27 protein-coding genes are annotated in these 19957 nt (G+C 48.3%); 24 read left to right on the top strand and 3 right to left on the bottom strand.

Annotated elements, in window-relative coordinates; genetic code table 11:
- The first annotated feature begins 243 nt into the window (after positions 1-243).
- The 5 genes from BLD48_RS05880 (at position 244) to BLD48_RS05860 (ending at position 3623) form a co-directional block, all read left to right on the top strand.
- Entirely contained in the window at positions 244-1314 is a 1071-nt protein-coding gene (locus BLD48_RS05880) for a hypothetical protein (protein WP_143082917.1), read from the top strand.
- On the top strand, positions 1311-1760 hold the full coding sequence (locus BLD48_RS05875; RefSeq protein ID WP_071499359.1) for a hypothetical protein: 450 nt from the start codon (positions 1311-1313) through the stop codon (positions 1758-1760). The genes BLD48_RS05880 and BLD48_RS05875 overlap by 4 nt, the downstream gene beginning before the upstream one ends.
- A gap of 32 nt (positions 1761-1792) precedes the next feature.
- A complete protein-coding gene (locus tag BLD48_RS05870; RefSeq protein WP_236629950.1) occupies positions 1793-2293 on the top strand; it encodes a crossover junction endodeoxyribonuclease RuvC in 501 nt (166 codons plus the stop codon).
- A 127-nt stretch (positions 2294-2420) separates the two neighbouring features.
- Positions 2421-2657 (top strand): hypothetical protein, encoded by a 237-nt coding sequence (locus BLD48_RS05865; RefSeq protein WP_071499357.1) that lies wholly within the window; start codon positions 2421-2423, stop codon positions 2655-2657.
- Between the two features lie 126 nt (positions 2658-2783).
- Positions 2784-3623 (top strand): hypothetical protein, encoded by an 840-nt coding sequence (locus tag BLD48_RS05860; RefSeq protein ID WP_071499356.1) that lies wholly within the window; start codon positions 2784-2786, stop codon positions 3621-3623.
- Here BLD48_RS05860 and BLD48_RS05855 read toward each other — a convergent pair.
- Positions 3610-3873 carry a hypothetical protein gene (locus BLD48_RS05855; RefSeq protein ID WP_071499355.1) on the bottom strand — a complete coding sequence of 88 codons (264 nt, stop codon included), beginning with the start codon at positions 3871-3873 and terminating at the stop codon, positions 3610-3612. The two genes, BLD48_RS05860 and BLD48_RS05855, sit on opposite strands and share 14 nt — an antisense overlap.
- A gap of 95 nt (positions 3874-3968) precedes the next feature.
- Here BLD48_RS05855 and BLD48_RS05850 point away from each other — a divergent pair, with 95 nt between their 5' ends.
- The 9 genes from BLD48_RS05850 (at position 3969) to BLD48_RS05810 (ending at position 11206) form a co-directional block, all read left to right on the top strand.
- Entirely contained in the window at positions 3969-4520 is a 552-nt protein-coding gene (locus tag BLD48_RS05850) for a hypothetical protein (protein ID WP_071499354.1), read from the top strand.
- A 178-nt stretch (positions 4521-4698) separates the two neighbouring features.
- Complete coding sequence (locus tag BLD48_RS05845; protein ID WP_083412250.1) at positions 4699-5487, top strand: AAA family ATPase; 789 nt, start codon at positions 4699-4701, stop codon at positions 5485-5487.
- The gene (locus BLD48_RS05840) at positions 5488-5913 is read left to right on the top strand and encodes an RNA polymerase sigma factor sigma-70 region 4 domain-containing protein (protein WP_071499353.1); all 426 of its coding nucleotides are present in this window, start codon (positions 5488-5490) and stop codon (positions 5911-5913) included.
- Between the two features lies 1 nt (position 5914).
- On the top strand, positions 5915-6736 hold the full coding sequence (locus BLD48_RS05835) for an N-6 DNA methylase (protein WP_236629949.1): 822 nt from the start codon (positions 5915-5917) through the stop codon (positions 6734-6736).
- Complete coding sequence (locus BLD48_RS16255; RefSeq protein WP_161487697.1) at positions 6729-6887, top strand: hypothetical protein; 159 nt, start codon at positions 6729-6731, stop codon at positions 6885-6887. Before BLD48_RS05835 ends, BLD48_RS16255 begins: the two co-directional genes overlap by 8 nt.
- A gap of 275 nt (positions 6888-7162) precedes the next feature.
- Positions 7163-7666 (top strand): hypothetical protein, encoded by a 504-nt coding sequence (locus tag BLD48_RS05825; RefSeq protein ID WP_071499351.1) that lies wholly within the window; start codon positions 7163-7165, stop codon positions 7664-7666.
- Positions 7667-7745: 79 nt separating this feature from the next.
- Complete coding sequence (locus BLD48_RS05820; RefSeq protein WP_071499350.1) at positions 7746-8540, top strand: helix-turn-helix domain-containing protein; 795 nt, start codon at positions 7746-7748, stop codon at positions 8538-8540.
- An 898-nt stretch (positions 8541-9438) separates the two neighbouring features.
- On the top strand, positions 9439-9831 hold the full coding sequence (locus BLD48_RS05815) for a phBC6A51 family helix-turn-helix protein (RefSeq protein WP_071499349.1): 393 nt from the start codon (positions 9439-9441) through the stop codon (positions 9829-9831).
- A 1102-nt stretch (positions 9832-10933) separates the two neighbouring features.
- Complete coding sequence (locus tag BLD48_RS05810) at positions 10934-11206, top strand: hypothetical protein (protein ID WP_071499348.1); 273 nt, start codon at positions 10934-10936, stop codon at positions 11204-11206.
- Positions 11207-11235: 29 nt separating this feature from the next.
- Here BLD48_RS05810 and BLD48_RS05805 read toward each other — a convergent pair whose 3' ends face one another.
- Both BLD48_RS05805 and BLD48_RS16160 read right to left on the bottom strand, forming a co-directional pair.
- Complete coding sequence (locus tag BLD48_RS05805; protein WP_071499347.1) at positions 11236-11784, bottom strand: tyrosine-type recombinase/integrase; 549 nt, start codon at positions 11782-11784, stop codon at positions 11236-11238.
- A gap of 146 nt (positions 11785-11930) precedes the next feature.
- Entirely contained in the window at positions 11931-12203 is a 273-nt protein-coding gene (locus BLD48_RS16160; RefSeq protein WP_161487696.1) for a hypothetical protein, read from the bottom strand.
- On the opposite strand from BLD48_RS16160, the gene terL reads away from it, so the two are divergent.
- The 10 genes from terL (at position 12186) to BLD48_RS05755 (ending at position 19953) form a co-directional block, all read left to right on the top strand.
- The gene (gene terL / locus BLD48_RS05800; protein ID WP_071499393.1) at positions 12186-13646 is read left to right on the top strand and encodes a phage terminase large subunit; all 1461 of its coding nucleotides are present in this window, start codon (positions 12186-12188) and stop codon (positions 13644-13646) included. The genes BLD48_RS16160 and terL overlap by 18 nt on opposite strands.
- Positions 13647-13693: 47 nt before the next feature.
- Entirely contained in the window at positions 13694-15241 is a 1548-nt protein-coding gene (locus BLD48_RS05795) for a portal protein (RefSeq protein ID WP_236629952.1), read from the top strand.
- A gap of 14 nt (positions 15242-15255) precedes the next feature.
- A complete protein-coding gene (locus tag BLD48_RS05790) occupies positions 15256-16200 on the top strand; it encodes a phage minor capsid protein (RefSeq protein ID WP_071499346.1) in 945 nt (314 codons plus the stop codon).
- Positions 16201-16289: 89 nt separating this feature from the next.
- Positions 16290-16991 carry a hypothetical protein gene (locus BLD48_RS05785; RefSeq protein WP_071499345.1) on the top strand — a complete coding sequence of 234 codons (702 nt, stop codon included), beginning with the start codon at positions 16290-16292 and terminating at the stop codon, positions 16989-16991.
- Positions 16992-17015: 24 nt separating this feature from the next.
- A complete protein-coding gene (locus BLD48_RS05780) occupies positions 17016-18107 on the top strand; it encodes an SU10 major capsid protein (protein WP_071499344.1) in 1092 nt (363 codons plus the stop codon).
- Positions 18108-18121: 14 nt separating this feature from the next.
- Positions 18122-18361, top strand: a complete 240-nt coding sequence (locus BLD48_RS05775; protein ID WP_071499343.1) for a hypothetical protein — start codon at positions 18122-18124, stop codon at positions 18359-18361.
- A gap of 26 nt (positions 18362-18387) precedes the next feature.
- Positions 18388-18777: a hypothetical protein gene (locus BLD48_RS05770; RefSeq protein WP_071499342.1), complete on the top strand. Its 390-nt coding sequence runs from the start codon at positions 18388-18390 to the stop codon at positions 18775-18777.
- Position 18778: 1 nt separating this feature from the next.
- The gene (locus tag BLD48_RS05765) at positions 18779-19093 is read left to right on the top strand and encodes a hypothetical protein (protein ID WP_071499341.1); all 315 of its coding nucleotides are present in this window, start codon (positions 18779-18781) and stop codon (positions 19091-19093) included.
- Positions 19090-19494 carry a hypothetical protein gene (locus BLD48_RS05760; protein WP_071499340.1) on the top strand — a complete coding sequence of 135 codons (405 nt, stop codon included), beginning with the start codon at positions 19090-19092 and terminating at the stop codon, positions 19492-19494. Before BLD48_RS05765 ends, BLD48_RS05760 begins: the two co-directional genes overlap by 4 nt.
- A gap of 3 nt (positions 19495-19497) precedes the next feature.
- Complete coding sequence (locus BLD48_RS05755) at positions 19498-19953, top strand: hypothetical protein (RefSeq protein ID WP_071499339.1); 456 nt, start codon at positions 19498-19500, stop codon at positions 19951-19953.
- Positions 19954-19957: the final 4 nt, after the last annotated feature.

Raw genomic sequence — 19957 nt, 5'->3', positions numbered from 1 at the left:
AGCGATGAGTGGGTTCATTTCATTCGTACTGACGTATATCGCCATTGACGTAACTGTCGAAGCAATTCGCCGGAGACGCGCTAAATGACGGCCGCGGTTGCCACCTTAATCGCATTCGGCGCTATCTGTTACTGGCCGACGGCTTGGCGCCTTCGCGAGATTCGGCGTGAGTACATGCGTATTGAGGCGTACGATCCCGATTATTGGACGCAATACTAAACTAAAAGAAACGGAAGTGGTCGATTGATCAATCGAAATTTAACGGCAATTACATCGGATATTCATCACGAAACGGCAGCGCAGATCGGCGACCGGTTCGCGCAATTCATTAACACTTGGCATAGTTTTCGAGAACCCTACGACGATGAGTTAGATGCGTGGCTTCACGAAAGTTATGCGAAGGCAAAGCGCGTTAACAAGATGAAAGGCATGCGCTGGGATATTCCGAGCTTTGCGCCATCTAGCGCCGGTGCGTCTGATCGCGAACTATACGAACGTGCGGTTAAGTCGAAGAAGGATCCGGCAGAACAAACGCCACCGCATCAACGGCGCTGGACTTCGCAAGGAACCGCAATCGGCGATTGGTTGCAGCGTGACTTATTGCTTTCTGAACGCCATTTCGAGAAGTTTACGGGTGTCGCGCCGGACTTCGTAGTCGAACGCACTACTGACGGATATCCTGCGTTTGAGGACTTCGTGTTTACGCAAGCTATCGGAGATCACGATGGTCAGGCATTTTCGCTAGTTGGGACTACTGACGGAATCCTGCGCCATACTACGCCCGACGGCGACGAAATCCGCGTGGGCCTCGAAATCAAGACGAAGCAAACGACCAACGCCAAAACGAACAGTCGCGGTATGCAGGGTCCGGAAGATAAGCACGTTCGTCAATGCGTCGTTTATTCGATCATGTACGGCATCGATTATTTCGTACTTGCTTACGTCAACCTTTCGAAAAAGTCGTGGAACATGACGCCTGAAGATGTCGCAGCCTATCCGGATTTCCGTACTTTCGGTATCTACATTACCGAAGAAATGCGCGAAGCCGAGCTATCCCGATTTGCCCGAATTGTCGCGCTAGCCAAAGCAAAGCAGGCGCCGACCGTCGATTTAGACAACTGGACGTTCAACTCGTATAAGCACGCAATCGTGCGAAAACTGACGCTCGATGACGTAAATGCGCTCGAACAACAGGCGCAGGCTATGCGGAAATCTCGTCTTCCGGAATACAAGAAGCGATCAGTCCTAGAAGCATACGACGAGATTGCGGAGTTATACGAAAAAATTCACGGGGAAAGCGGTGCTGCGGAATGAGGAAATTCGCAGGTGAAACGTGGGGTTCGATTAACGTACTGGCTTGGTTTTTGTTGATCGGATTACCGAGGAAAGTGTTTAAAGAGATTAAGACGCTATTCCACCGAGATGCAAGCGTCGATATCCAATATGTTTCGCAAACATTCTTCGATGAAGTCGGTAACAAGTACTTTGTGAGATTTCCGGATACATTTAAGATCAACATTGATACCCGAAAAAAGCGCCGTACACACTGGCTTGCGGCAGATTTCGAAGACGCTAGACAACTTTTAGGGTGTTTAGACGATAAAAGTCTTTCGAAAGTCACGCTACAAGTAGGCGATAGAATTTCGTCGACGATCGTCATTCCACGTTGGGCTAAAAAACGACTTGCTGATCAACTACGCCCACATATTTCGTATTACTCACACCTTGCTAAACCTTACGAAAAACGAGGTGAGGCGTAATGGGGCGCATCAAAGCGGACATGAAGCGGATATTGGCGTGGGACATTAGTTTGTCCTCGCCGGGTGCCGCAGTAGTCGATATCGATACCAAACGTAATAAGGCGTACGTCGTCGCTAAATCTCACGTTAGAACGGACAGTAGCGAAGTCATTGCGCGTCGTACGCAACATATTGAAGCCTGGGCGCAGTTATTTGCACGGGCTTACGGGCCTTACGATGCCATCGTTAAAGAGGGCTTCCAGGGGAAAATCGCACATACGAGTTATACGATATTCAGCGCACATAATGCGATTGATCGCGCCATGAACGTAATTGATCTCACGATTACCGAAAAGCCGATTCCGCAGTCTACCGTTAAAAAGTTATGCGTCGGTAAGGGTCGCGCCGAGAAATCGGAAGTGGAAGAAGCCGTTCGCAAATGGACCGGTTACGACGGAGAGTTTGCGCGGGATGACGAAAGTGACGCAGTGGCGATTGGTATCGCGTTAGCTGTCCAGCAAGGGTGGGTTACCGCGGAAGAGGTGACGCCATGAACCGTTTTGATTACGCATGTTTGCGGATTTACTTCGGGATGAGTAGGTTATCGGTGCTGGCGTTTAACAAGCTAGACGCAATTATCGATAAGCGACGGGAAAATAAACGAAAAGGGCGTGGGGCGTAATGGCAAAGATTGACGATAAGCAAGCAGCGGCAGCCTTCGGAACAGTAATCGGATTGTGGATCGCAAATATCAAAATCGCAGTAATTGCGGTCGTGGTTGCGTTGTTGGTCGGATTGTTTCCGACTGCTATCGCATTTTGGGTGATTTGGGTGAGCGCATATGTCGCCTTACTCGTATTACACCGGATTAGCGTTATGAAGCGGTTATGGCGGATTATTTCGGATGAGGTCGGTTAATAGCGAAGAGAGGCGCCGTGATGGCGTCTTTTTTATTTTATTTTTTGCTCAACTGACCACATCCTTGTTTTCTTGCGGATTATATATGAAGCAACAAATAACTCAAACCACGGAGGTTACGCAAACATGCGAATTATTATGAATGGTACGACAATCACCGGTTCAGTTAGCGAAGTTTTGGCGACACTTACACATCTCGGATTTAAAGCGTCAGATACTACGGCCGAAGTTACTGCAAAGTCGGTAACAATGGGTCAAGTTGCCGGAATCACGGTAACAGACAAAGGAGACGCAAAATCAATTGTTGCGCAACTTTTCGCAGGTGAAACGGTTACGCCAGCTATCCCCGTTCCTGCACCGAAACCTGCGCGAGACGGCGTGATTCAGCAGGCGATTAGCGATGTCGAAGATTTGTTGAGTCGCGGGTATTACGGACTTGATAGCAAAGAAGACGCAGTTGTACAACATGTGGGAGATGTCGTCGATTTCGTAATCGGCGGAAGTAGCGACCGAGTAGACTTCTTTATCAACACAGACAAAAGAACGGTTATCGCGAAATTATATTTAGAGACTACCACGTCCGTAACTGCCAAAGAAAAAGCATACGCAACACAAGGACGCGCCAAATGCGCACCTGGCGACGTGTTCAATGAACATATCGGCAAGGCTATCGCATTACGACGCGCCCTCGGATTAGAAGTGCCGGTCGAATATTTTACGGTTGAAGCGCGAGATCGCGACGACTTGGCGGTGGGTGACGTGGTTCGCGGTAACCTGACGGGTAATTTTTATGAACTTACGGAATCTATCGACAACCAAATGCCTTATCGTGTTGGCGGGATTGCTCCGGGCTATAAAGGCGCTGGAAAAGTCGATTGGGATACACCGTATGCTACAACGCTAATCAACGATTCAGCTCGCCACACTGCGCCCGACCTCGAAGTCTCACGCATCATTCGTCACTGAGGGTTTCGTCAGTGCCCGGTCGTCTTGCGGTAATCAACGCATCTTGCGGAATCACACGCGACCAATAGCTCGCACGGTCCGGATTAAATCGCATCGGCGGTAACCCGAACGTCTTGAACGAAATTTCGGCGCTAGTGGCTGCGGTGATGACGACAAATGCTTTAATGATTTCGCCGTCACCGTCCCAATAGTGAATGATCGCAGGTGTCGGTAGTTCGGCGCTAGTGAAACCGAATTTAGCGAGTCTCATAAGTAATCACGCTCCTTTCTTTAGGAAACGCACGGCTCGAAATAGAACGTATGTGCGCGTATTTAATTAGACTATACCACGGAGGTAACGTAATTATGCAAACAAATGGTGTAAAGCAATCAATTGAACGAGTACGCATCGAAGATAGCAAACGAGTAAGCAGCGAAGAAATCAAGCGAAATTATACGCAAATTACCGGTCGAGAGGCGTTAGAGCGCTTGTTGGCGGGTGAGGAAATATATGCTGCGGATTCGGCAGAATCTTGGAAGCTCATTGATGGCGTCTTATCCTATCGAGATTGTGATATTGATAACGAGTTTGCAAGGGCGAGTCTTTCGCTTAATGCGATCTTAGATCCCGAAGATGACGACTGGTACGTCGCACCGCCATTTGAGGCTCGTAAAGAGATGCTTGCGCGACCAGGCGAATGGGTTGCGAAGTATGAGACAACGGCCGGCTGGGCTTATATCGGATTTGACCACGCTGAAATGGTAGTGGTTGGTGCTCTTGATATCGGTAAAAATGTTTACTTTACTGATGCAGAAGTATGTCCGCAATCTTTCGAAATCGACGCAGCAATCCCGCTTGATATGCAAGACATCGGAAAAATCGCTTGGGGAGAAGCTAAGGAAGGAGTGGAAGCGTAATGGGTAAACAAAAAGCGCTTGAATACGCAGAAGCACGGTTGGCGGAAGCAGAGGCGGAGTATGCCGAGCTTGAGACGGTATATGGCGGGATTTAGCGCATCACGAAACATAGCGGATATATGGAAGCTACGGAAATGATCGAATACCTGAAGGACTACGAAAAGGGAGTGGATGCGCAATGAAGTTTATTCCGAAAGCACCGCGCAAGTTAGTGCATGGCGATAAGTACGTTGGTGGCGATAGTGAGGCGGGTACTTTGTTGAGCGCCGGCGACAATTGGTTTTTTTATTGGGATTCAAAACTCCATTCAAAATTATTTCCGGCAGATTTAGCGCTCAATAAGATCACACAATTACGAAAACTCGACGAACCAAAGGCGCCAGCACTAAAAATCGCCTTCATCGGACCTATGCGCTCGGGCAAATCCGAAGCCGCGCGCTACCTTGCGGAAACTTACGATTTCGAAAAGGTCTCATTTGGCGACCACTTGCGCTACTGCGTCGAAACCGTATGGGGCGTCAATGAAACCGGCGTAAAACCTCGCGCTCAATTGCAACAACTCGGACAACTGGCGCGACAATTCGATCCTGACGTTTGGGTAAAACCGCTAGCTGCGAAAGTGTTCCAACTTACCGCAGGTAACGCCAATCGAGAGCGCCAGGTTAGCGTAGTGATCGACGATCTGCGTCAACCTAACGAATACGAGTGGTGTAAAGCGAACGGATTTACGATTGTACGCGTGATTAGTAGTCCGGAAGCGCAGAAAGAGCGCATTGAGGCGTTAGGTGAAACATACAATCCGGCGCATTTGGCGCATGAGACCGAGCAGCACCACGCTAATTTTGCTCCGGATCACTTACTGATAAATGTTACGGGCACTTCGCTTGATCAGTTACACGCGCAATTGGATGCGTTAATCGAGCGCTTGGCTCACGAATATTACGAAAGTGCAAAGGAGCGTGAATGAATGGGCGCAGTTAAGGCGGATTTACACGCAAAATCACGACGGCTTGCGGAAACTTACGCATTAGATACGCCGGATGGCGTTAAAAAGTTGTTTTCGCATACTCACGCGCTGCGCAAGCTCGTCGAAGGTGGCGATTTTGACGCAGTGGACCTGTTAATCGATATGGCTACGGCCGTGGAAATGGCGAAATTGACGAAAAGGCAGCGTGAGGTTTTGTACTGGCGCTATGAGGTGGATCTTTCGCAGGAAATGGTCAGTGAAATATCCGCAGTTCGACAACAATCCGTTGATGATGTAGAAAACGCGGCATTCCGCGACATTGCGGCCGTGTACGAATCATGGGCGCGACGGGGCGAAGGTTATGCGGTCAGTGACGTATTGGAATCGAGTTTGGCGCAATGGAGCGCAGAAAGCGAAGGTAGTTAATTTGGAAAAGATTAAACAAGCTCGAACAGGTGCGGCAAGTGGTGAGGGATACTCGAAAGAAAGCCTTCAAAAGGTCAAAGAAATTGTTGAATCCGCAGCAAAATACATTCCGCAAAAGATCGAAGCTAACGTGGAGCAGATAAACGAGCTACTTGATATTACTGAAAGTTATAAGGCGCCGGATGCGCTAATGAAGATACTGTTTGATTGTGAAAAGCGTGAGGAATTATTTCGATCTATGCTCGAGCTATTTCGATATGAAATGGATAAAGATTGGTTTCATGCCTACTTTCAAGATGAACACGCTGATCGAAAGCAAAAGAAGCAAGATTTTACGCCTACATCGATATCTAATTTATTAGCGAATATTACTGGGGCGCCATCAGACGGTATGTATTATGAACCTTGCGCAGGTACGGGCGGTCTTACGATTGCAGCATGGCACAATCACCGCATACAACACTCACCATTTGAATACAAACCTTCTATGTATTACTACACAGTTGAAGAACTATCCGAGCGAGCACTACCTTTCCTACTATTCAATTTGATGATCCGAGGTATGAATGCAACCGTCGTCCAATGCGACGTTCTTTCTCGAGAAGCGAAAGCAGCGTTCTTTATTCAAAACGACAAAGATGACCATATGTTGTTCTCGTCCCTCAATGTCCTTCCTTATTCAAAAGAAGTTGAAGAGTATTTAGCGATTAAATTTACGGATGAAGTCATTTATGGCCCGCATATCGAGAGTACTGCTTGGCCGGTTGCTCTAGGTGGGGACGGTCATACGCCAATCGATTTCTCGGAGGTACTAAATGGTTAAATTTGATGATTATTGCGAAGAATGCGGCCATGATCCGGAAGATTGTCGATGTTGTGCTTGTTGCGACGGTGGTCATGTAGAGGATCAAGACGAAGAAACTTCGCTCGAAACGCTGGCCAATTGGCAAAGCGAAGAACTACGCAGCATGTAACCAACTAAAAATACGGAGGTCGCGTAATATGTTCAAACTAACCACGCCAGGAATTGCAAAATCGACGCTAGGTACGGCTAATGCGGTTGTCGATGCAATACAGAGCGCTTTAATTGCGCGAGATATCGGAATTACCGGAGTTACCGCGTCAATCGAACGCCGTTTCGACGGTCAACACGAATTAAGTGCGCGAGTCGACGGTACTGACGGTATCCGTGCGTACATTAACTTACCAATCGAATCACCAGTACTCGTAACCACGGAGGTAGCGCCAATTGACTGAATTAAAACCTAACCGACCGCTTGAGTCTATCATTAACGAAGCAAACGAGATTATCGAACAAACGAAGAAAGGCGAGCTAGATCGTGGTCCACGAATGGACCGATTAACGGAACTTTGCGATGATTTAGCGTTAACTGCCGAAGAATATCGCAACAAAGATAACATTTATGCGCTGATAGAACGCCTCACCAACGCATTATTACACGAAGAACTGACGGATCCGACGCCCTGGAAGTCGCAGCAGTCGGAATATCCGGTATATAGCGAAAACATGCTAGATAAAAAGTCGCAAAAGAACGTCCCGCAAGAATTGGCGTCGGAATATGGCATGGACCGTAAGAATCATGGCCGTCCAGTACGCCGGAAACGGACTAAATCGGAGTTGGCTTTCGCGGATCGTACTGTAAAATCACGCGAACGAGCGCGAAAGGCGAGTTACCGAGCATTTGTACAAGGAGAAGACGTACCGGTGAGGTTGCGGGTGAGCGTCAAATAACCGTTAGGGCGCCATTGCGGCGCCTTTACTTGTGACTTTTACCCGAAAAATACACCAAAACACGGAGGTAACGCCATTTATGACGAACCACAGATTGATTGATATCCGCACTGGCGAAGATTTGACACCTGATTACACGATTCGAAGCAATAAACAGGTGGACGCATACCGCGCAAAACAGCGCCTGGAGCAAGGTTACAATTTTACTCGCTTTGTTGCGTCTCATCACGATCCGATTCTGAACGTAATCCGGGACCTTTCGCTCGTCGAGGCCGGCGTAATTCTACGTCTGCTGCCGCATATCAAGACGCAAACTGGTGGACGGGTCACGCTGACTACCGAAGAGATTGCGAAATTGGTCGGTCGTAGTCGCAGACGGCTCGATGAGTCGCTAAAAGCACTATGTGACGCAGGAATTTTAAGCAAGCAGCGCACTGGCAAGGGGAACGTGTATACCGTGAGCGAAGAACATCATTCTTACGGTGTTTCATTAGGAAAAGGCGCTAGATTTACGAAATTGTATCGTGAGGCTGCGGATCACTTGCTCGCAGAAGTATCGCTCGAGACGGCCGGTTTCCTTTACAAGATTCAACCGTTCTTGCATTACGAGCTTTGCTTCTTAACGAGTACTCCGGAAGCGCCGACAGATGCAATGGAAACGATGACGATCGCTGAAATGGCGTTCCAAATCGGGTTGAGTGAGAGCGAAGTTAAGCGTCATTTGGCCGTATTACGTCGATTAGGCGCATTGATGCGTGTGTCTACCGGTGAACGGACCGGCTATATCGTACATCCGGATCTTATGTTTAGGTTGGCGCAAGAAACCGATTGGTCGACGAAGATGCGCAGCATGTTTAAGAGCTTAACGAAATAAGTACGAAATCAGGCGCCTTCGGGCGTCTTTTATTTTGCCTAAGTAAATGGTCGGAAATGACCGTACTATAACGCACCATACCGACATACTCGCATATAGCGGTACCTACTAAAACTACGGTTGGTGGGCGGTAAATTACGCGTAGAATCGAAAGTGGTTGAAAAGATCGCGGTAGGGCTGCGGTGAATATCGGGAGTTAGCGATAGAGGGCGTCAGGTTACGCTGATTGGCGCCGGAATAAAGGTGATAAATGGGCCATTCCTTTATCGCGTTAAATCGACCACAGGGTCAAATTCGTCCAATTGGTCGCCAAAACAGGGTCAAATTCGTCCAATTGCAAAAGTGGCTTGCGCCTTAGAGCCGCAACGGTTTCCGGCGTTTTTGAACAAAAAGTTCTCTTAGTCTTAGAGAGCGCAATAAATTCGCTATTAAAACAGCTCGACAAGTAATCGAAGGGTGACGGTAGGAAATGCTAGGTTACGCAGGTGAGCGAGTGATATCGAGGTTATCGGTAATAGCGTAGATGACGAGTTTCTTCATTATATAGATACGTGTGACGCGATAGCGGCACCAGTACTTAATTCTTGATCTTTATTAAGAACTAGCGGTCTTTGTCTAACGACAAATTCCGCACGGGGTTTATTAACGTAGTTATTAGCAGTTGGTAGTGGGTGTAGGCGATAGTCAGCGTAAGCCTACGAAAGTAGGCGCCAATATCCGCAGATTAACGCTAATAAAAATAATTAAATTTATTTTATGCAGTTTGCCTGTTAAAAGCGCTAATTGTTGTCTTTACTATATGAGGAAGTATAAACGGTATATTGTCTATTTCAATTACCGAACTGATAAAGAAGTTATTACGAAATAAACACAGCACTTAACGAGGGGAGGACGCAACATGGCGCTAACACCGGAACAACAAGAGGCTATTGAATACCTTAGCCAACCGAAACGATCACGCCTTACTGCCGAAGATATTGCGAAAAGAGTCGGAGTATCTCGTAAGACAATCTTTAACTGGAAGCATGATCCCGAGTTTGCTACGGAATTAAAGCACTCTATTATCGTGGGTACGCAAGACAGATTACCGGAAGCTATGGATGCTATCGCTGATGCGGTCATTGAGGACCGTAACGCGGCAATGGCGAAGATCCTTCTCGAAGCACACGGTATGTTGACGAAGAAGTCGGAAGTAAGCGTAAGTGATTCGAAGGTTATTGATAAGGATGCGCTGAACAAACGACTGGCTGCGATCGTAGCGAAGAGTGGCGAGGGTAGCGATAGAGTGTAAGCTGCGCAGTATTGCGATGTAGTTATATGAAGTAACGCGATATTGTCGTTACACTCTATTGCACTCTCAGTCCGCACACAGCTTCAGACGGAAGGCCTCGGTTTTATTTCGAGGGGCCAGGGCCGTTAACCGCTACTAACCATTGCATATTCGTTGCATAAAAAGCCCGCAATACAGGCGCCAATCGACGGTGTAATGCGGGTTTACATAGCTATGTATATCGTATTCATGCGCAATGATGCGTAGTACTTAGTATAAACGGCTCTACATCAACGTTTATAACGTATTAACCAACGCTACACTACTTGCTTTTGTTGCGTTAAGTATACGGTTTCTATTCATTGCGATATTTGCGGTGCTGATCGAGAACTTGCGCCCCCAAGCGCCCCCTTTTTATAAGCGCCTTCCTGGCGCCATAGAAATCCGCGCATAAAAATTACGTTTCGACTTTCGGCGCCGGCCTTCGCTTTTACTCTATCACATTTCGGAGGTGCTCGCTATATGACGCAAGCTGAACGAGAGTTACGTCGCAAAGCCGTATTCGAACGAATCATTGCGAGAAACGGCGACGCCAATCGTAAATTGGCGCAATCTTAACACCGCGTCCCTGGTAAGACGATAAACTGCGCCTACTCCGTACCGAGCGCTCGGTAGAAAAGGGGATTCGCTTGCTCGCGAGTCTCCGGTATGCGCTGACTTCGGTTATAAGTGCAATGTTGCAACATCACCGGTCGAGTTTCAGCGTTCTCGTTAAAAACGCGAGGTACATATACCGACCAATGCAAGTCGTGAAACTGCGCTATCACACATTACCGTATCGAGTAAGATCGCGAACACTGCTCGATAAAAAAGAGGCTTTGCGCAAATTGCGTGATGTCAAAAGCCGGTTTGGAGACTTTCCGGCATCTTTACGCCGACTTCGGTTATAGGCACCTACATATCGACCTGAACACGTCGTTAAACTATTCGGATAACAGGCGATATACTGCGACTGCGCGGGGTATCGCCTTATTTTATCTACGGATACTTACGCAAGTTCGCGCCCGGTCTTATACGGCGTTGATTGGCGCAAGCACCCGTAATCAAACTCGGAGGTGTTCGGATGCAAATCGCAATCCTTAAATGCAAGAAAGATTTTATCCTCAATGGCGGCCCTGCAAAAGATCCACTTTTCGCTAAAGTCGACGATATCGTCATTGGCGCTTACATCGAAAAGAAGAACGAAGTGTTAACACTCGTCGAGGGCAAACATGCGTGCTTTATCGAGCTTGATAAGCCGAATGGGTACGATCATTTCGACTTAGAAGCGGTAATTCCCGAAAACACACTCGCTGATTTGCGCAAAGTATACGCAGAACGACGCAAGTATTCGTAACTTAACGCAAAAAGACGCCCGAAGGCGCCTCATAAGCACAGATCATCGTAACCTGCGTCAATATTCGATTGCTCGATCCCGAGGTACGCGAGTGTTTCGTTAAAGTTCGAGTGATTCAGCATTTTCATTAGCAACGGCAATTCCATACCGTTGATATAGCGATGATAGGCGAACGTCTTACGCAAGCTGTGCGTACCGATGTTATACCGCTTGTCGATGCCCGAGCGTTTGGCCGCCGCCTTCAATAACCGATTGGCGTTCGTACGGTCAAGCGCTTTGCTGGCGTCCCGTTTGCTCGGGAAAAGCCAGTCGCCGTCTTGCGCATCTTCCGGAATCAATTCGGCAGCCGCGTTTTGTACTGCAGCGTTCCATTTGATTTCCTTACGCTTGCCGGTCTTTTGTTCTCGCGTGATATAGCGCGTTTGATTGCGAACATCTCCGACTTTGAGCGCCAGGATATCGCTAATCCGCAAACTACTGTTTAATCCGATCCGGACGAGCAGTTGATCGCGGCCATGCGTGGCATTTACGAATTTTTGGATATCGGCAATCTCTTTAATCGGGTTTACGATGTTCATTTTAGTTTCGCTCCTTTACGCTACTCTACAATATTGTGTAGCGTTATTTATAATTACATAATAGCACGCCGTTTGCGCTCCTGCAAGCGGTTTTTACTTTATTTCGGGGAGGTGAGCGACATATGGCATGGGTTGACGGTAAGTGGTTAAAACGCCCCGAGCGTGCGGAATACATCGAAGTCCTGCGGGAATCGATCTTGAACATCACTGAAGCGGACGATACCGAAAAGCTCGCGTGGATTGACGAGTATGATCGCCTCACCCGCATCCACCGCGCTGAAGTTGATAGCGTGTACTTCAATTACGAGTACTTCGGTGAAGATGCGAACCCCGATAATCAAGGGAACTGGATTCCGGCGGGCGCCGTGGCCCCGGACTTCCACCGCGAGCTTGGCGCCATCATGGACGAAGTATCGCACAAAAAACGAAATAAGCGCGTCGCGGCCGCAGCACCTCGCTCACATGCGAAGTCTTCGTACTTGTCGAAAGGGTATCCGATTAAGGAAATCGTGTACCGACTCCGAAAATACATCATCATCATTTCGGAAACGCCGTCTGTATCGAAGGCGAACATCGAGTGGATATCGTTGCAACTGAAGCATAACGAAAAGTTGCGTGCTGACTTCGGTCCTTTATTGGATCCGAAACAGCAAATGAACCCTCGCGACAATTCCGAAGAGTTCGTAGCGTGGGAGCCGCGCGATAACGGTACCAAGCAATATAACCTGGCATTAGTACAAGCTGCTTCGTCAGGACAGGCGTTGCGTGGTCGAAACTGGAACGGTAATCGTCCGGATTTGATTATTTGCGATGATGTCGATTCAGAAAAGAACAACAACACCGAGCAGTTACGAAGCGAGCTGAAAGAATGGTTTCGTAAGGTCGTTATTCCGTTAGGTGATCCGGAAGGTAAGAAAACAGCGATCATCTTCATGGGTACGACAGTTCACGCTGATTCGCTACTTATCGAGATCATGAATAACCGGGGCGACTTTGAGTCGAAGAAGTACAAGGCTTTGATTTCTCCGCCTGATCGCGCTGACCTTTGGGAACAATGCCGCGAGATTTACCAGGACCGAGAGAATCCCGATTCAGAACGCCTAGCCGAGCTATTCTATACTGCACATCGCGAAGAAATGGACGCCGGTTCCGAAGTATTGTGGCCGGACGTGCAGCCGTTATGGAAATTGATGAAGATCAAGTGGGACGACGGCAGTAAAGCATTCTCGACCGAGTACCAAAACGAACCAATCGACGCAGAAAGCGCCATTTTCGACCTAGAATCTTATCGATATTGGGACGCAAGCGTCGAAGAAGGGCGCCGGCTTACGTTAGAGCGCTTTAAATCCGGTGATTACTTCCTTTATCTCGGCGTCGACATGGCGTTCGGGAAAAAGAAAGGCGATTATTCCGCATTGGTACTGCTCGCTAAACACCGAGTCACTAACGTCGAGTACGTCGCTTATTCATGGGGTGACCGAATCGGTATCGACGCTTTCTTAGCGCATATCTGTACGGTAGTCGACGAATGGCAACCGGATGGTATCGCTGCTGAAGCGGTCCAGGCGCAGGAGCACGTAGTTGATCAACTTATCGAGAAGCTACGAGAAATTGGTTATCCTGCGAAGTCTCGCGTACACAAGTATTATCCGAAGGGTGATAAGTTGCTACGCATTGAGGCGATGGAACCGGATTTAGCGACCGGCCAACTCATTCTAGCGAAACGACACGCCTTATTGCTCGAGCAAATGGAGCGATTTGGTTCGAACTCGCACGATGACTTACCGGATGCGATGCACATTGCACGTACCCTTACAAAGAAACGTCGTAAACGAATTACTTCGAAGCCTAAATGGGCTTGATATACGTTAGTTGAAATAAAACGAAAGGAGGCGATAGCTTGACGGACATGTTTAAACGAGGCGCTCAATTCCCGCCCGAATCCGATATACCGAGATTAGTGCGATATAAGCGTGGTGCTCATGCGTTCCACGGTAACCATCACGAGATATACGAAAGAATCTCCGAATTGATCGCAGACACCCCTCACCAATCGCAATTATCGAAGCTCTATATCGCGGCGAATATCGTACCTATCCTAGCGATGAAGCCCGCTGATTTGCTTGTTGGTGAGCCACCGATTTACAAATCCGGTAAGCCCGATGCGTCTCCGGAACAAAAAGGCTTATCGCGAATCGTCGAAGAGAACGATTTAACGACGTTGCAGCACGAAATGGTGACGGCAATGGCGTATCGTGGCGATGGTTGGCTAAAAGTTCGGCTTGATCGCAGGCACGATGCTTCCGTACTTACCGAGTTAGGCTTACCTGACTTACAGCAAATTGAATCAATTATCGAATCGGTCGATCCTTCGAATGTTTTCCCGGAACTGTCCAACTCTTCCGGCCAGCAGAAGTTCAAAGCGATCAACGTATGTTGGGTCGAGACTATCCTTGATACCTCGCCGATTCTCCGAAAAGAAAAGGAACGCTTTATCTTACACGTCGAACGCCACTTACCAGGGTATATCGTTTATCGCGATTTCCACTTAGTAGCGCCAACCCGGCGAATGCAAGACGGAGTTTTCATCGATATCTTTTCGATTGGCGATGAGATCGAGTTAGAAAATCATATCCAAGCGACCGGCGTACAGGACTTCTTAGTCAAACACGTACCTTACGCAAAATCGGGCGACCGGTGGGAAGGTATTTCGCTGACCGAGCAGATTGATCCCTTACTTGCGACAATCAACGACACGCTAACGCAAATCAGTTACGTACTCGCTAAACACGCGGATCCTACGATGTATGGTCCGGACTTAGACGAGATTGGCGAAACGACTCGCGTCGGTGGCCGGTATATCGAAGTTGAGAAGGAAGACGTAGCGCCAGGTTACATGACGTGGAATGCGCACTTGGACCTTAACTTCAAGTTGATCGATAAGACATTAGCGATGATCTTCCAACAAGCGGAGACACCTCAATGGGTTTTCGGTACCACGCTAACTGCGGACGGTGGCGGAACCGGTACGTCGCATACGGACTCCGGCGCTATTAGAGCGCGATTCTTCCCGCTACTTTCGAAAGTCAATCGCATTCGAGCACAGGTCGATCGTGCTTTACGCGATTCGCTTTATCATGCGCAATTGCTCGAACAGCAGCAATATCGCCAGCTCGGCGTAGACAAGTACGAAGTAGACTATCCGGAAATCGCATGGCGCGACGGTTTACCACGAGACGAGAAATATGACGCAGAAGTCGTAAGTGCTCGTACTAACGGGATGCCTACGATGTCGCAAGCGGAAGCCATTAAATATCTCGACGGCAAGAACGACGATAAGGCAGAAGCTACGATTCAAGCGATTAAAGGCGACAGTGATCGCCTAAAAGGTACCGTCGATGCTTCGATATTCAATACGCCATTACCGGAAATTAGCGTACCCGACGAAAGCACATAACAGGAGGCGGTTGAGTGGAAGACATTCGTGAGTGGCCGCAACCTGAATATGATTACAATACTCGTCGATTAGTCGCTATTTACCGGGAAGGTATCCAGGCAATTAAGACGCAACTGGACGAAATGCTCATGCAAGGCGAATTAGATGACGCTAGGTTTTTAGCGCAAATGATGGCGCAGTATGAGCAAATCGTAGCGCAACTGAACAGTGACGCATCTCAATGGGCGCAGGACGTCTTAACCGAGGTATATCAAAACGGCGTTGAAAATGGGGCCTTTGCTACCGGAGCTACTTCGGAAGTTGTCGCTAACATTTCGCTATCACGACCACATCGCTTGATGGCGAATGCCTTTATTGCGGATACACAAAGTGATTTATTGAAGATGACGCAATATGTCGATGCTCAAGTCCGGACAGCGGTACAAAGCGCAGTCGGGCAAGCAATCCGAAATAGAATCGCACGAGGCGATAATAACGTCGGTGTGATAAAGGGCGATATCCTGCGTGATTTACGCAAGCAGTTCGCTGAAGCAGCAGACACGGTGATTATCGATAAACTTGGACGTGCTTGGACGGCGGAACGTTACGCAGACATGATCGCCTATACGAAACAAAAAGACGCACATGACGAAGCTACTCGCATTGAGGCGCTTGATCGTGGCGTCGAATACGGCTTGATTGTCGGACCTAGCGCAACTGACGCATGTAAGTATCACATCGGTCGTATCGTTAGGTTAACGGAAGCCGGCGACGATCAGTACATGACGCTAGACGAGCTGAAGGCGTCGAATCAAATCTTCCATCCGAAGTGTCGCCACCGAGTTGTACCTTACGCCAATCCCGATAATCTTTCGGACAAGCGCAAGGATACGGCAGCATCGCAAGAGCGTTTAGGACGTGCAGCGATAGACTCCGGTAAGCGAAACCCGAAACTCGATGCAACTCAGGGCGCCAATTAGGCGTCTTTTTACATCCAACACGCTGACGACGCTAAAAGCTCATGGTCGTTACACCTAATAGTCGACGGACTTTAAACGGAGGTAAGCACATGGAACCGACTCAAACGACTCCACCCGATACAGCACTGGAAACACCGCAAGGCACTGACCCAACCGCACCAAATCCGCAGGGTAGCGACACGCCGGAACCACTTGCACCGGAAAAGACATTTACGCAAGCTGAGTTAGAAGACGTCTTAAAGCAGCGCCTTGCACGCGAAGCTAGTAAATACAAAGACTACGATGAAAAGGCAAAACGTCTCGAAGAACTCGAAAAGGCTGCGGAAAAACAGCGCTTGGACAATCTTAGCGAAGCAGACCGCTTGAAAGAGCTTGCTGAAACGAAAGATAACGAGGCAAAAGAACTCGCCGACAAGCTCGCTAAACTCGAACAAAGTTACGAGAGCGAACGCAAACAATCGGCATTTAAACAAGTTGCATCAAGCGGAGATTTTAACCTTAGCGCTGATCGCGTAGAAGCTGCGCTTAAACTCGCTGACTTATCGGCAGTTGAAAAGGCGGAGGACGGCGGTTATGACGTCAAAGGCGTAATTCAATCGCTTGTTGAGACATATCCTTTTTTGATTGAAAAGGCAGAGGCGCAACCAATTGGCAAACCCGTTCCCGGATCAATCGACTTACCAAAATCAACAGAAGAGCAGCTCGAAGTACTGCGTGTAAAAGCAAAGAAGTCGGGTAATCCAAATGACTTAGCAAAGTATGCAACCGCAAAACGCGACTTAGGACTGTAATCTAAACTACGGAGGTAATACCACATGTCACAAATCCAATCAAAACTCATCGTCGGTAAACAAGAATCGATTACGGACGAATTACTACTTTTAAACCCGCATCAAACACCCACTCTATCCCTTATTGGATTTAGTGATTCAGTATCGGACACTAAGCACTCTTGGTTCGAAGATGAAATGGTTTCTTTCGAAACAAAAGCCACTGCAATCGCAGTTATTGCCGCAACAAAAGTTGTTGTAGCAGACCCATCTATTTTCCGTATTGGTGATGTAATCAAGACGGGTGAGGAGCTTCTATATGTTTCGGCAGTCGATTTGGTTGCTAAGGAACTCACAGTAGCTCGTGGTTATGCAGGAACAACTGCTGCTGAAATCAAAGCTGATGCAAAAGTCGAACTTCAATTTGCTGAAGGTGTCGAAGGTGCAAAAGCGCGTGAAGCTCGCTACAAGGCTCGTAAACGTGAAGACAATTTCACTCAGATCTTTGACGATTCTATTGATATCTCAAATTCCGCTTTGGCTTCTTCGCATATCGGTATTGACGACCTGTATGAGTACGAAAAGCAGAAAAAACAACTTGAACTTGCGCTCAAAGTTGAAAAAGCAGTGATCAACGGTAAGAAATACGAAAACGGTTCTGTACGACAAATGGCTGGTCTCCGCGACTTCATCAAAACAAACGTTGCAGACGCTGCCGGATCTGCCGTGAGTCTTGAAAAGATCACAAATGAACTTGAGAAAATCTACACTGCCGGTGGAATGGCTTCAGGATCAGATTACGTCATCATGGTCGGTGCTAAACAAAAACGAGCGATTTCTACGTTCGGTGCCGCCGCAGTCGATATTGCTCGTGAAGATCAAAAGCGCGGAACCGTCGCTAACGTTCTTGTAACTGATTTCGGAGAGTTCCCAGTTGCGTTGAACAACAACGTTGCTCCTGATGAGTTATTCATCATCGACCTCAACCGTATCGCTATTAAACCGCTTCGTGGCCGTGACTTCAAACACGAATACCTCGGTAAAGTCGGCGACTCAGTGCAGGGTACAATCGTCGGTGAGTTCACGCTCGAACTACACCAAGAAAAAGCACACGCTCGCCTTAAAGGCTTGGCGTAAGGAGGCGAAGGTAGATGGCAAAGTTTAAAAGCGTCTACCCCTCGCTAGGCTTTTATGTCGACGAACAATTGCATAACTTCACGGAAGGGCGCTATGAGACGGACGAACCAGCCTTCATCAACGTCCTTTCGAAGTTAAGCGATGTTACTCGCGAGGATGTAGCCAACGAACCACCTGCACCAAAAGCGAAGCCACCGGTCAAACCGAAGGCACCGCCTAAAGCGAAAGCAACAGAAGCGAAGGCAGCCGAATAACTAAACACTTACGGAGGTGAACGGTAATGGCCGTATTCGACGAAACACTCGCTGATCAGTACGTAAATAGCTACGTTGCGGATCCGGAAGAGTGGCGGGACACTGCGCCCGAAGACAAGCAACGGTATTTCAACATCGCGGAACGTACACTAAGCGGCAAGTTTCGCGGTTACGTCATTCCGATCGATGCCGTACATGATTTTGCTGCTACGCTAGCTACCGCATTTAGCGATACCAACAAGCTCCGCCAGCAAGGGGTTTCTAACTTCTCGCTGTCGGGCGCTATTAGCGTTGGGTTTAAGGATGGCGCCAAAGAACTCGATCAACTTATTACTAAGCACATTCGAACGATGGTTGCTGACGCCAATCCCGATAAACCGAAGCCTGGTGGTCGCGTGAAATGGACGGTGGTTTGATATGGCGTTAATTCCGCTAAAACAACGTGTGGTCCGCAAGGTTGCGGGGATTCCCGATGACTTTGGATATGCGGAGACAATCGAAGAGGCGCTTAAATGCCGCTTTGAAAACAAAGTCGAGAAGATTACGACGCCTAACGGAGACGAATATGTTTCCGGAGGGCGTTTTTATTTCGCCAAATCGCAAGCCCTGTCGTATGACGACGCTTATACCTATACCGATGAATATTCGCCAGTTACCGAATATCGCCCGAAGTTAATCGAAACAGTACGCGGGTTTAACGGCAAGGCGCTCATTAAGCGGGTGTTCGTATGAGCATTGATTTTACGATAAAGGGTTCGCAAGATTTGATGGGCGTGTTACGCGAGACCGATAAACGCCTAGTCCGCGGTGCTAGAAATGGTATCGAAGAAATTCTCGATGACTGGCGTGTGGAAGCGATGGATATCGCCCCTTATCTCACAGGAACGCTGCATGATTCGATACATGCGGAACCTGTTGCGAATGCTTTAAAGATCGGCGACGTATCCGGTACGATTTCCGCCAACGCCGTCAAAGACGGATTTAACTACGCTTACTACATCCACGAAGAATCGAAACGAGCGGTGTCGGGCGATCCGGAGTTTCTCGAAACACCAACGAAAGAGAACGCCGCCCGATGGCAAACGATATTTGACGAAGCGGTTAAACGCGAAGTAGGAAAGTGGTGGGAATAACCGATGGCAAACACTAACGAAGAATTAGCGGCACTATCGCAGTTACTCAAACCACTGCTGCCTGCTAACGCAAAAATCGCATTACAAAACTTTCCGGAGAAACCCGTCAAACAGACGCTAGTCCTTCGTAGCTTACCCGATGAAGTGACGCCAATTGCGTCGGGAATGACGCGGACCATCCGGTCTTATCAAATATTTTACGTCGATGATCGCATCGATACGGCACAGGCAGTAGGGGACGCCCTTAAAGTCTATTTAGCGCAAACCATTTCCATACCGGTCAATGCGCAGACGCTCGCTTTCATGCGAATCAGTTCGATCACTGGTGGTAAGCCGTTCAAAACGGAAGGTAGCGCCCCACTCGACGGCGTTTTCTTAACGATTCAATCCACTTCGCATACTGCGCGGAGTACAGAAGTATATGAAACGATGCAACACGCCTCTCTCGAAATCAATTGACTTC

It is taken from the genome of Exiguobacterium sp. KRL4 (genome assembly GCF_001870785.1).
In the GTDB taxonomy this organism is placed as follows: Bacteria; Bacillota; Bacilli; order Exiguobacteriales; family Exiguobacteriaceae; genus Exiguobacterium_A.
The sequence above is the reverse complement of the archived record's forward strand: the minus strand, read 5'-3'. Positions and strand labels throughout refer to the sequence as shown.

Coding starts and splice junctions, on each gene's coding strand:
- BLD48_RS05775 (WP_071499343.1), top strand. CDS start 18,122: ATGGCAAAGTTTAAAAGCGTCTACCCCTCGCTAGGCTTTTATGTCGAC.
- BLD48_RS05805 (WP_071499347.1), bottom strand. CDS start 11,784: ATGAACATCGTAAACCCGATTAAAGAGATTGCCGATATCCAAAAATTC.
- BLD48_RS05810 (WP_071499348.1), top strand. CDS start 10,934: ATGCAAATCGCAATCCTTAAATGCAAGAAAGATTTTATCCTCAATGGC.
- BLD48_RS05770 (WP_071499342.1), top strand. CDS start 18,388: ATGGCCGTATTCGACGAAACACTCGCTGATCAGTACGTAAATAGCTAC.
- BLD48_RS05755 (WP_071499339.1), top strand. CDS start 19,498: ATGGCAAACACTAACGAAGAATTAGCGGCACTATCGCAGTTACTCAAA.
- BLD48_RS05785 (WP_071499345.1), top strand. CDS start 16,290: ATGGAACCGACTCAAACGACTCCACCCGATACAGCACTGGAAACACCG.
- BLD48_RS05815 (WP_071499349.1), top strand. CDS start 9,439: ATGGCGCTAACACCGGAACAACAAGAGGCTATTGAATACCTTAGCCAA.
- BLD48_RS05845 (WP_083412250.1), top strand. CDS start 4,699: ATGAAGTTTATTCCGAAAGCACCGCGCAAGTTAGTGCATGGCGATAAG.
- BLD48_RS05820 (WP_071499350.1), top strand. CDS start 7,746: ATGACGAACCACAGATTGATTGATATCCGCACTGGCGAAGATTTGACA.
- BLD48_RS05760 (WP_071499340.1), top strand. CDS start 19,090: ATGAGCATTGATTTTACGATAAAGGGTTCGCAAGATTTGATGGGCGTG.
- BLD48_RS05865 (WP_071499357.1), top strand. CDS start 2,421: ATGGCAAAGATTGACGATAAGCAAGCAGCGGCAGCCTTCGGAACAGTA.
- BLD48_RS05860 (WP_071499356.1), top strand. CDS start 2,784: ATGCGAATTATTATGAATGGTACGACAATCACCGGTTCAGTTAGCGAA.
- BLD48_RS05795 (WP_236629952.1), top strand. CDS start 13,694: ATGTTTAAACGAGGCGCTCAATTCCCGCCCGAATCCGATATACCGAGA.
- BLD48_RS05875 (WP_071499359.1), top strand. CDS start 1,311: ATGAGGAAATTCGCAGGTGAAACGTGGGGTTCGATTAACGTACTGGCT.
- BLD48_RS05765 (WP_071499341.1), top strand. CDS start 18,779: ATGGCGTTAATTCCGCTAAAACAACGTGTGGTCCGCAAGGTTGCGGGG.
- BLD48_RS05780 (WP_071499344.1), top strand. CDS start 17,016: ATGTCACAAATCCAATCAAAACTCATCGTCGGTAAACAAGAATCGATT.
- terL (WP_071499393.1), top strand. CDS start 12,186: ATGGACGAAGTATCGCACAAAAAACGAAATAAGCGCGTCGCGGCCGCA.
- BLD48_RS16255 (WP_161487697.1), top strand. CDS start 6,729: ATGGTTAAATTTGATGATTATTGCGAAGAATGCGGCCATGATCCGGAA.
- BLD48_RS05840 (WP_071499353.1), top strand. CDS start 5,488: ATGGGCGCAGTTAAGGCGGATTTACACGCAAAATCACGACGGCTTGCG.
- BLD48_RS05850 (WP_071499354.1), top strand. CDS start 3,969: ATGCAAACAAATGGTGTAAAGCAATCAATTGAACGAGTACGCATCGAA.
- BLD48_RS05855 (WP_071499355.1), bottom strand. CDS start 3,873: ATGAGACTCGCTAAATTCGGTTTCACTAGCGCCGAACTACCGACACCT.